13 protein-coding genes are annotated in these 10,193 nt (G+C 29.7%); 5 read left to right on the forward strand and 8 right to left on the reverse strand.

Annotated features, from left to right (window positions below; genetic code table 11):
• Positions 1–18: 18 nt before the first annotated feature.
• The 4 genes from Q0V08_RS08125 to Q0V08_RS08140 are packed head-to-tail and all read right to left on the reverse strand — an operon-like array spanning position 19 to position 3,038.
• Positions 19–372 carry a diol dehydratase small subunit gene (locus tag Q0V08_RS08125; protein WP_297433767.1) on the reverse strand — a complete coding sequence of 118 codons (354 nt, stop codon included), beginning with the start codon at positions 370–372 and terminating at the stop codon, positions 19–21.
• 11 nt (positions 373–383) lie between these two features.
• Positions 384–932 (reverse strand): propanediol/glycerol family dehydratase medium subunit, encoded by a 549-nt coding sequence (locus Q0V08_RS08130; protein WP_297433769.1) that lies wholly within the window; start codon positions 930–932, stop codon positions 384–386.
• A 9-nt stretch (positions 933–941) separates the two neighbouring features.
• The gene (locus Q0V08_RS08135) at positions 942–2,606 is read right to left on the reverse strand and encodes a propanediol/glycerol family dehydratase large subunit (protein ID WP_297433771.1); all 1,665 of its coding nucleotides are present in this window, start codon (positions 2,604–2,606) and stop codon (positions 942–944) included.
• 15 nt (positions 2,607–2,621) lie between these two features.
• Entirely contained in the window at positions 2,622–3,038 is a 417-nt protein-coding gene (locus tag Q0V08_RS08140; RefSeq protein WP_297433773.1) for a heme-binding protein, read from the reverse strand.
• Positions 3,039–3,269: 231 nt separating this feature from the next.
• On the opposite strand from Q0V08_RS08140, the gene Q0V08_RS08145 reads away from it, so the two are divergent.
• Positions 3,270–4,427, forward strand: a complete 1,158-nt coding sequence (locus Q0V08_RS08145) for an iron-containing alcohol dehydrogenase (protein ID WP_185892782.1) — start codon at positions 3,270–3,272, stop codon at positions 4,425–4,427.
• Positions 4,428–4,460: 33 nt separating this feature from the next.
• Here Q0V08_RS08145 and Q0V08_RS08150 read toward each other — a convergent pair whose 3' ends face one another.
• The 3 genes from Q0V08_RS08150 to Q0V08_RS08160 all read right to left on the reverse strand — a co-directional run bounded on the left by Q0V08_RS08150 (position 4,461) and on the right by Q0V08_RS08160 (position 5,311).
• Positions 4,461–4,817, reverse strand: a complete 357-nt coding sequence (locus tag Q0V08_RS08150) for a YMGG-like glycine zipper-containing protein (RefSeq protein WP_297433776.1) — start codon at positions 4,815–4,817, stop codon at positions 4,461–4,463.
• A 33-nt stretch (positions 4,818–4,850) separates the two neighbouring features.
• A complete protein-coding gene (locus tag Q0V08_RS08155; RefSeq protein ID WP_297433778.1) occupies positions 4,851–5,006 on the reverse strand; it encodes a hypothetical protein in 156 nt (51 codons plus the stop codon).
• Between the two features lie 143 nt (positions 5,007–5,149).
• Entirely contained in the window at positions 5,150–5,311 is a 162-nt protein-coding gene (locus Q0V08_RS08160) for a hypothetical protein (protein WP_297433780.1), read from the reverse strand.
• A 160-nt stretch (positions 5,312–5,471) separates the two neighbouring features.
• On the opposite strand from Q0V08_RS08160, the gene Q0V08_RS08165 reads away from it, so the two are divergent.
• From Q0V08_RS08165 to Q0V08_RS08180, 4 genes are all read left to right on the forward strand, one after another.
• Entirely contained in the window at positions 5,472–6,149 is a 678-nt protein-coding gene (locus Q0V08_RS08165; RefSeq protein ID WP_297433782.1) for a flavin reductase family protein, read from the forward strand.
• Positions 6,150–6,219: 70 nt separating this feature from the next.
• Positions 6,220–7,575 (forward strand): MATE family efflux transporter, encoded by a 1,356-nt coding sequence (locus tag Q0V08_RS08170; protein WP_297433784.1) that lies wholly within the window; start codon positions 6,220–6,222, stop codon positions 7,573–7,575.
• A 13-nt stretch (positions 7,576–7,588) separates the two neighbouring features.
• Positions 7,589–8,509 (forward strand): calcium/sodium antiporter, encoded by a 921-nt coding sequence (locus Q0V08_RS08175; protein ID WP_297433786.1) that lies wholly within the window; start codon positions 7,589–7,591, stop codon positions 8,507–8,509.
• Between the two features lie 62 nt (positions 8,510–8,571).
• Positions 8,572–9,405 (forward strand): alpha/beta hydrolase, encoded by an 834-nt coding sequence (locus Q0V08_RS08180; protein WP_297433789.1) that lies wholly within the window; start codon positions 8,572–8,574, stop codon positions 9,403–9,405.
• A 15-nt stretch (positions 9,406–9,420) separates the two neighbouring features.
• On the opposite strand, the gene Q0V08_RS08185 is transcribed toward Q0V08_RS08180, so the two are convergent.
• Complete coding sequence (locus tag Q0V08_RS08185) at positions 9,421–10,074, reverse strand: hypothetical protein (RefSeq protein WP_297433788.1); 654 nt, start codon at positions 10,072–10,074, stop codon at positions 9,421–9,423.
• Positions 10,075–10,193 lie beyond the last annotated feature (119 nt).

Below are 10,193 nucleotides of genomic sequence, written 5' to 3' on the forward strand. Positions count from 1 at the left end.
CTCTAACAAAGTTTGCATTTACAACTGCTCCATATTTATTTTCAAGTTCATCAGAGCTAAAAGTTCCTCTTTAGATGATCTATTTGGTCTTAAAGCATTATAAATTTCTAATATTCTTTCATCTGATATTTTTACTAATTCGCTAGCTCTTTGAAAATTTCTTTTTATAGTAGGCTGCCCTGCTGTTTCAGCTACTTCTCCTTGAAGATTAAGTGTTTCTGAAGAGATTCTAATATCTTGAGCTTTAATATTTTCATCTAAAACGTTTTCTAAAGTGATATCATCTAACGTTTTTCCAGTTGGAGTTTTTAACCACTCTTTTCTCTTCTCTCCTAAAGGATAATCTAATTCGATATTAATTTTTTTGTTCATCTTTCATCTCCTTATTCAAAAGTATATTCTAACTCTTCAGGTTTCTCATTTTCTTTTACATGCTTTGTTTCTTTTATATGTAATAAAGCTGCTTTTGCTTGATATTTTGGTCTCACCATTTGATCACTTATAACAGGTACTGGATTAGGCGATTCTCCTTTAGCATATTTAGCTGCATTTTTACCAATTAATCTATAAATCTCCGGCGTTAAAAGAGGTGCCTGTGGAAATAATTCTAAATTATTTAATGGAAGTAAGTCCTTTTGATGTATAACTGTTGTTCCTTTTGATTGTATCCCTATTCCTATTCCAGATCCACTCAATTTAGCTGCATCATTTGCAATAAAACAAACATCTGATGTTCTATTTACACGTACAACTCTAGCAATTAATCCTTCCTCTTCTATTCCTGCTACTAACTCCATTAAAACTATATCGTGAGGAACATCTGTTATTGTTTTATGTTGATATTTTTTAAAAGCTGGAGCTAGTCCAATAACTACCTCTTCTATTCTATCACCTTTTTTCGCAATTCCAACCTCTTTTATTTTTATTTCCATTTTTTCCTCCTATTCAATGCTCTCTGGCTTTATTGCTGTTGGGATATTAGAAATTTCATTCCATCTTTCTTCACTAATTCTATAACCACTTCCTGGTCCCATATAATCATTTTTATCATTTATTGCACTTACAATTTTAAAATCTTTATTTAAAATTGCTGAAGTTTGGAGATAATCTCCAGAAACCCTTTGTTTTAACATATTTAATACATTTTCAGCAACATCTTTAAATCCACTTTTGCTTAAAGCTTTTACCAAATCTAATCCTGTTATTCCTCTTTTTAAAAGTTCTTCAGCCCCTTTTAAATCTTGAACGACATCTCTAACTGGCATATCTTTACTTCCGTGAGCATATGTTGCTGCATATACTTCTTCGTCTGATATTTCTGGCAAATCCAACTCTTTAAACAATCCTTGAATTGCTTTTGCTGCTTTATTTCTTATTTTTATTACCTCATCTTCAGAAACTGGTCTCAATCCACCATCAACTTTTAAATCTCTTTGTAAAATATTGTAATCATCAAAATCTTCTGCATCAAAATTTGATCCTGCAAACATATTATCATAATTTGGTACTGCACTATATCCAGAGAATATAAAATCTGTTCCTGGTAACATCTGCATTAAAGTTCTTGCTGTTCTTCTTATATCAGAATGAGAAAAAGTTTGATCATTAGCTGAAGCACACTCTAAATCTAAAAGCATCGCTATTAAATTTTCTCCTAAAACTGCTCTAATACCTCCTGGTAAAGCACCTGGCATTCCTATACAACTTACTGCACCATTCTGTAATCCTTGAACACCTGCTCCTCTTGTTATATAAATACATCTTGTTTCCAAATACAGCATTGACTTTCCTTCTGAGTATCCCATTAAGGCTTCTGATCCTGTACCTGAAGTAAATCTCATTTTTAACCCTCTTGAAGCATAAGCTGATGCTAAAAATGCTTTAGACCAAGGTGTGTCATCTCCATCAGTAAATACTTGCTCTGTTCCATAAACTGAAACTGTTTCTGCATAACTTGTAAACCCTCTCATTCCAAGTTCTAATTCTGTTGCCTCTTCAACCGAACATTGAGTTAGTACTCCACCTCTTCCTACTTGAGAACCAACAAAAATTGCAATAGCATTAAATGGTGCATATCTTACAATTCCCACTGTTGTTTCCTGCTCATCAAAACCTCTTATTGCAGCTTCTGCTGCATCTGCTGCAATTTGAACTGGATTATCTCTTAAATTCGTTACATGACATTGATTAGAAGGAGTTTTTCTAGCTCTCATTTTTTGAACAGCCATCATCATTTCTACAACATTTAAATGACTAATAACTTCTACCATCTTTGCTGGTGTAATTCCTGTTGTTATTTTTAAAATTTCTTCTTTTTTTACATTTATATCAACTAATTTTTTTGCTATTTCAAGTGTTGATAAATTCATAGCTTCTTGTGCATATCTTAAATCAATTGCATAATCAGCTATAAAAAGATCAATCATATCAAACTCTTCTCTTTTTTTACCATCTAATTCAATTATTTTTCCATCTTTAATTACAAGACTTGGTTTAGGATCTAAAGGACTATCCATAGCTATTAACCCTTCTTCTTTCCATTCACCTATAAATCCATCTTTATTTACTGCACGTTCACTTAAAACTTCAAAACGTTTTGATCTCATCGTTCCTCCTATAAATTATAAAGAATTTAATGCTGCTTTTGCTATCTCCATATCCTCTTCTACAGTTCCACCACTTACTCCAACTGCTCCTACAATTTCATCATTTATAATAATTGGGAATCCACCACCAAAAGTTATTATTCTAGAGTTATTTGTCAAATTTAAACCATATAAACTTTGTCCTGGTAAAACTACTTCACTAAGCTCATTTGTCCCACTCTTTAATGCCCATGCTGTAAAAGCTTTATTAATTGCTATATCGACACTTGTTACAAAAGCTTCATCCATTCTTTCTAAATACAATAAATTACCACCATTATCTACTACTGAAAATACAATTGGGACTTTTATTTCTGATGCTTTTTTCAAAGCTGCTTTACCCATCTTCTTTGAAGCTTCTAAAGTAATTTGATTAAAACTCTTAACAACCATAACTTTTCCTCCCTATACTTTTTTATTTTTTTGTTCGTATATCGAATATTAACAACTTTTTCTATATACTTCAAGGTAATAATCAATCTTAGATTTGTACTTTTTTGTCATTTTTTATATTTTTGATTTTTTTTTACCATTTTTAGGTATTTTTTTACCTTGTTTACATCTTGTTTTTTTGTTACTCTTAAACTGAAACAAGAACTACTTTATTTTGGGAGGAGATTATTAATGAGATTTTATGATTATTTAATGCCTAGTGTTAACTTTTTTGGCCCTGGATGCCTTAGTGTAGTTGGGGATAGAGCTCAAATACTTAATGGAAAAAAAGCTTTAATCGTTACTGATAAATTTTTACACTCTTTAAAAGATGGAGCTGTAGAAAAAACTATAAAGTATTTAAACGAAGCTGGTATAGATAGTGTTGTATTTGATAATGTTGAGCCTAATCCTAAAGATACAAATGTATATGAAGGTGCAGATATGTATAAAAAAGAAGGGTGCGACATGATAATAACTGTAGGTGGAGGTTCTCCTCACGACTGCGGTAAGGGTATTGGAATAGCTGTTACACATCCTGGTGATATTTGCGACTACGCTGGAATTGAGACTCTTATAAATCCACTTCCTCCTATTATAGCCATCAATACAACTGCTGGAACTGCTTCTGAGGTTACTAGACACGCTGTTATTACTAATACTAAAACTAAAGTTAAATTTGTTATTGTAAGCTGGAGAAATCTACCTCAAGTTTCTATCAATGACCCATTACTTATGGTTGGAAAACCTGCTGGTTTAACTGCTGCAACAGGTATGGATGCTCTTACTCATGCTATTGAAGCTTATGTTTCTAAAGATGCCAATCCTGTTACAGATGCTGCTGCTATTCAAGCAATAAAATTAATTTCACAAAATTTAAGACAAGCTGTTGCTAATGGAGAAAACTTAAAAGCTAGAGAAAATATGGCTTATGGATCGCTTTTAGCGGGTATGGCTTTTAATAACGGAAACTTAGGATACGTTCACGCTATGGCTCATCAACTAGGTGGACTTTATGATATGCCACATGGTGTTGCTAACGCTATGTTACTTCCTCATGTTTGTCGTTATAATATGATTGCTAATCCTGAAAAGTTTGCTGATATAGCTGAATTTATGGGTGAAAAAACAGATGGACTTTCTGTTATTGAAGCTGCTGAAAAATCAATCGAAGCCATCTTTAGACTTTCAGGAGATGTTGGAATTCCTAAAAGTTTAAAAGAAGCAGGAGTTAAAGAGGAAGATATTGAACTTATGTCTAGTAACGCTTTAAAAGATGGAAATGCATTTAGTAATCCAAGAAAAGGTAACGAAAAAGATATTGCAAATATTTTTAAAAGTGCTATGTAATTAAAAATAAAAGACCTCCAATTGGAGGTCTTTTTAATATGATGAATTATAAGGTTGACTATAGTAAGGTTTATTATATTGTTGATTTGTATTATATTGAGGTTGATTATATTGTGGTTGGCTGTATTGTGGCTGATTATTATAATAAGGCTGTTGATTTGTATCTTTTATAGCCTGAGTTTGATCTTGAACTGAACCAACTAATGCACCCGCTGCTGCTCCTATCCCTGCTCCTAAAAGAGTCGCTCCAGTATCTCCTCCTATTGCTTGCCCTAAAAGAGCTCCTGCTCCTGCTCCAACTGTTGTTGAACCAATTGTATTTGACCCAACATTAGAGCATCCTGATAAAAGTATTACAGATAAAACTGATAATATTAGATATTTTTTCATATTAACTCCTTTCTTATATAACTTTTTATAACTTTAAATCTCTTCTACATCTATTATCATTGGAAAAAAAGGTATTTTTAACACTTTAAAAATTTTATAATTTTTATTTTCAGGAACACTTTTATCTATATAAACATTAACTCCACTAAAAATTATTTTTCTATTTTTACCAAGATTTTTATTTTGCACCTCTGTTAAAAGTTCAACCTGAACATTAAAAATAACAGGACATCACTTACTGCCTTTTGTACTTTCTAAATACATCTTTATATCTTTGATGTTTTTCTTTTCTAAATAGTTTAAAACTTCTTGAGTAATTTCTATCTTCATTATTATTCCTCTACAATAATAGTTCTATTTATCATAAACTTTATAAGAGAGAATAAAAAGAATGGAGAGGCTAATCCAAAAGTTATTATAACTAAAACTGTCCATCCTAGTAAAAATAATAAACTATCTGCAAATCCTACATCACATCTTAATCTTCTTGCCATTTTTTCTTCACCTCTTTTATTTATTTTATTCTATAATAATATATTTTTTCTTTTAATTTTACAAGATTTTTTCTAAACATCTCTTTGATTTTATAGACATTAAATAATTAATATTGTATAATAAAAAGATAAAATAAAAGAAAAGTAAGGAGCTATAATAATGACAAAAGAACTATTTAAAGGGAGTGTAGTTTTAAATCCTGTTCCTGCTGTAGTTATAACATCTAGAAATAAAGATGGAATAAATAACGCATTTACAGTGGCATGGACAGGTACTATCTGTACTAATCCTCCTATGCTTTCTATCTCTATTAGACCTGAGAGATTATCATATGAATATATTAAAGAAACTATGGAGTTTACAGTTAACTTACCAAATACTTTCCAAGTAAGAGAAACTGATTATTGTGGTGTTATTTCTGGAAGAGATGTTGATAAAATCAAACATTTAGGACTTACAGCTAAACCTGGAGAACATGTCAATTCTCCATATTTAGAAGAATTTCCTATCAATATCGAATGTAAAGTTAAACAAATTATTCCACTAGGAACACATGATCTATTTTTAGCTGAAGTTGTTGGTTCACATATTAATAAGAATATTATTGATGAAAAAGGTAAAATTCATTTTGAATGGGCTAACTTAATTAACTATTGTCATGGTGAATATTTCCCAATGTCTAAAAAACCTATTGGTCAATTCGGATTTTCTGTTGCTAAAAATCCTCTATTAATAGAAAAATACAAACATATAAAATCTTATACAGAATATAGAGATGAAAAAAACAATAAAAAACCTAGAAAAAAAGTAAAAGGTAAAGTTAAAAAGAAAAAATAAAATACAATATAAAAGAGCAGATGGGCAGCTTATAACCCATCTGCTCTTTAATTTACAAAAGGAGTGTAACATGTTTCAAAAATTTAAATTCGAAAAAAGTTTTATCAAAATGTTAATGGCTTTAGCCATTCCAATTATTTTACAAAGTTTAATTACTGCTTCACTAAACCTTCTTGATAATATTATGGTTGGAAAGCTTGGGGAAAGCGAAATTGCTGCAGTTGGTTTATCAAATCAATTTTATATGATTTTCTTCTATTCAGTAGCTGGTGTAGGAATGGGAGCTTCTATTTTTATGTCTCAACTTTGGGGTAAAAAAGATGTTAAAAAAATTCATGAATTTTTAGATCTATCTCTTTTAATCTCACTTGGAGTCTCTATATTTTTTGCTGCAATTGCTTTAATTTTTCCGGCAAATATAATACATATTTTCTTAAACGATCCTACTGTTACATCTTTAGGAGTTAGCTATTTAAGAATCGTTGCTGTAAGTTATATTTTATCATCTATAACATTAGCTTATTCAATGGCTTTGAGAAGTACTGCTCAGACTAAACTTCCTATGTATGGAAGTATTGTTGGAATTGCTTTTAATGGTCTTTTAAATTATTTATTTATATTTGGTAAATTTGGTGCCCCTAAGATGGGGGTTGCTGGCGCTGCTTTAGGAACAACTATTTCCAGAGCTATGGAACTTGGATTTCTTTTATTTATGATTTATAACTATAATAATGTAATTGCAACAAAATTCCATGGTTTAAAAGAGCTTTCTGTAAAAAAATTGAAAGAATTTTTTAAAATTGCTTCCCCAGTTATCTTTAATGATATTATGTGGATTCTAGGAATTTCAACTTATTCAATCGCTTATGCTAAACTTGGAGTTAATGCCACTGCTACTATGCAAATTGCAATTACTGTTAATAATATGTTTAATATATTTGGTATAGGTATTGGAGCTGCTTCTGCTATTATAATTGGAAATAAAATTGGAGCTGGCTTAAAAGATGAGGCATACTCTCTTTCTATAAAGATATCTCAATTTGGAGTTTTATTGGGAGTAGTCATTGGAGTTATTTTCTACTTTATCTCTCCTCTTTTTGTTGGAGTCTTTAAAATAACTCCTGAAACAGCTAAAAATGTAATTACTGTTTTAAAAATAATGGCATTCTTTATTCCTGCAAGATTTTATGCTATTATACAAGTAATAGGTACTTTGAGAGGTGGTGGAGATGTTGTTTATGCAATCGCAACTGAAATGATTGGAATTTGGATTATAGGAATTCCAATGGCTTTTGCTGCCATCCACTTTATCCCTGGATTATCTATAACAACACTATATTTTATAATCTGTTTAGAAGAACTTGTTAAATGTGCTATAACATATCCACGTGTTATGTCATATAAATGGATTAGAAGTTTAGTTTAATTTAGGAGGATTTATGATATCTTTAATTATTTTACTTGTTGGAGTTGTTTTTCTAGTTTTAGGGGCGAACTCTCTTGTTGATGGAGCTTCTGTCATAGCTAAAAGGTTTAATATTCCTAATATTGTTATTGGACTTACCATTGTAGCTTTTGGAACTTCTGCTCCTGAACTTGTTGTAAATGTTATTTCTGCATTAAATGGTAAAACTGCTATTACATTAGGAAATGTAATAGGAAGTAATGTTATTAATATTCTTGTTATTTTGGGTATTACGGCTATTATCTACCCTTTAACAGTTGCAAGAAACACTGTTAAATTTGAAATACCAATAGCTCTTTTTGCTTCTATTTTAACTTACATTTTAGCTAGAAATGGAGTTTTAAGTAAAATCGATGGATTTATACTGTTAGGGTTTTTTATATTATTTCTTATGTACAACGCCTATTTAACAGTTATGAATAGAGAAGAGAGCGAATTAGAAGTAAAAAATTATACATTACCTATAGCTACTGGTGTGACGATACTTGGCTTTATTCTTCTAGTTTTTGGAGGAAAATTTATTGTTGACTCTGCTGTTGATTTAGCTAGAAACTTTGGAATTTCTGAAAGAGTTATCTCTGTAACAGTTGTTTCTTTAGGAACATCTTTACCAGAACTAGCAACTTCCGTAGTTGCTGCCTTTAAGAAAAATACTGATATTGCAATAGGAAATGTTGTTGGTTCTAATATCTTTAATACATTTTTTATTCTGGGGGTATCTGCTGTGATTACACCTATAGATGTTCCTACCACTGCATTTATTGATTTAATTTTAAATATGGTTGCTTCAATTCTTCTTTTAGCATTTGTTTTAAGAAACTATAGATTAAATAGAATTCATGGCCTTTTATTTTTAACAGTATATTCAACTTATTTATACTCTCTTTTTAAATAGAGGTTAAAGAGGAGGCGATTAAAATTAAAATAATCTATAATAACGATAATCCAGCTATAGGAATTGTTCAAATTATACATGGTATGAGTGAATACTCTAAAAGATATTTGGACTTTACAGATTTTTTGAATAAAAATAAATATATAGTTGTCTTATCTGATCATAGAGGTCACGGAGAAGATGCTCTTAAAAATGGAAGTTTAGGGCTTTTCAGTAGCTCTTTTGATATTTTAGTTTTCGATCAAGTTAATATAAGCAAAAATTTAAAAGAGCAATTCCCAAATCTTCCTTTCTATATTTTAGGACATAGTATGGGATCCTTTATAGCTCAAAAGTATATGAAAGTATACTCTAAAGAAAAATTTAACTATATTTTTATGGGAAGTTGTTATGAGAGAAAATTCATGACATTTATTGGTAAAGTTCTTTTTAAATCTATATCTCTTTTAACAGATAATCCTAAAAAAATTTTTAATAATATTATTTTTTGGGGAACTAATTCAAAAATAAAAGATAAAGATAAAAATAGTTCATCTTGGTTAAGTAGAGATCCAAAAATTGTAAAAGAATTTTTAGATGATCCTCATTGTGGATTTAGTTATACCCCAAAATTTTATTATAATTTTTTAGATTTTTTATCTAAGCTTTATAATAAAAATAGTTTTAATTTTGTCAATAAAACAACTCCTATTTTAATTATTTCTGGTGAAGATGATCCAATTGGACTTTACGGTTTAGGAGTTAAATCTCTTTATAATTTCTATTTAAATTTAGGTTTTAATAGACTTTCTTTAAAGCTATATAAAGATTGTAGACATGAAATTTTAAATGAACTCAATAAAAATCAAGTATATAATGATATACTTATGTGGATGAAAAAAGAAGGAAAAGTTTAACTTTTCCTTCTTTTATTATTTTAATACTTTTCCTTTTAAAAATTTAAACTCCGATATTAAGCTTCTATGCTCTAATTTTTTTATATCTTGACTATTAAGCTTAAAAAAATATTGAATTAAAGGACCTACACATAAGGAAGAAACCACTGTTCCTATACCTATTGTTCCTCCTAAAAAATATCCAAGACCTAAAACAACAATCTCTATACAAGTTTTTATTTTCCACAGTGGGTGACTTGATTTTTTAGTCAAAATTACCATCAATCCATCTCTTGGACCACATCCAAGTCCTGTGGATATATAAACATAACAACCATAACTAAATATAAATATCCCTATTACTAAAATTAATATTTTTTTTAATAATATATCTCCTTTTGGTATTATATCTAAATATATATACATATCTATGAATACTCCAACCAATAAAAAATTTATTACAGTTCCACTTCCAATTGGTTGTTTTAAAAAAATACTAAATAAAACAACAAATGCACCCACTAAAAGATTTGCCTCTCCTAGTGTTATTCCAATAGTTCTATTCAAACCCTGATTTAAAACATCCCACGGTGATAGTCCTAAATTTGAATTTAAAATAGTTACAACTCCTAGTGCGCATAATAACAATCCCAACATCAACTTCAAATACCTTAATACTTCGTGCTTCATAGTCTTTCCTTTCATAATTTTGCTTGAAATATTATATCACTTTTAAAGAAAAAATAAAATTTTATTTGATTTTTTTTTTATTTGATGTAAAATGTTCTTGCTAGGGGTGCCCTTATGGC

Source organism: uncultured Cetobacterium sp., from assembly GCF_947038635.1.
Taxonomy (GTDB): Bacteria; Fusobacteriota; Fusobacteriia; order Fusobacteriales; family Fusobacteriaceae; genus Cetobacterium_A.

Bases quoted from the DNA above. Each gene is read 5' to 3' on its own strand.
- Q0V08_RS08150 (WP_297433776.1), bottom strand. From the start codon at position 4,817: ATGAAAAAATATCTAATATTATCAGTTTTATCTGTAATACTTTTATCA.
- Q0V08_RS08130 (WP_297433769.1), bottom strand. From the start codon at position 932: ATGGAAATAAAAATAAAAGAGGTTGGAATTGCGAAAAAAGGTGATAGA.
- Q0V08_RS08160 (WP_297433780.1), bottom strand. From the start codon at position 5,311: ATGGCAAGAAGATTAAGATGTGATGTAGGATTTGCAGATAGTTTATTA.
- Q0V08_RS08165 (WP_297433782.1), top strand. From the start codon at position 5,472: ATGACAAAAGAACTATTTAAAGGGAGTGTAGTTTTAAATCCTGTTCCT.
- Q0V08_RS08135 (WP_297433771.1), bottom strand. From the start codon at position 2,606: ATGAGATCAAAACGTTTTGAAGTTTTAAGTGAACGTGCAGTAAATAAA.
- Q0V08_RS08145 (WP_185892782.1), top strand. From the start codon at position 3,270: ATGAGATTTTATGATTATTTAATGCCTAGTGTTAACTTTTTTGGCCCT.
- Q0V08_RS08170 (WP_297433784.1), top strand. From the start codon at position 6,220: ATGTTTCAAAAATTTAAATTCGAAAAAAGTTTTATCAAAATGTTAATG.
- Q0V08_RS08175 (WP_297433786.1), top strand. From the start codon at position 7,589: ATGATATCTTTAATTATTTTACTTGTTGGAGTTGTTTTTCTAGTTTTA.
- Q0V08_RS08185 (WP_297433788.1), bottom strand. From the start codon at position 10,074: ATGAAGCACGAAGTATTAAGGTATTTGAAGTTGATGTTGGGATTGTTA.
- Q0V08_RS08125 (WP_297433767.1), bottom strand. From the start codon at position 372: ATGAACAAAAAAATTAATATCGAATTAGATTATCCTTTAGGAGAGAAG.
- Q0V08_RS08140 (WP_297433773.1), bottom strand. From the start codon at position 3,038: ATGGTTGTTAAGAGTTTTAATCAAATTACTTTAGAAGCTTCAAAGAAG.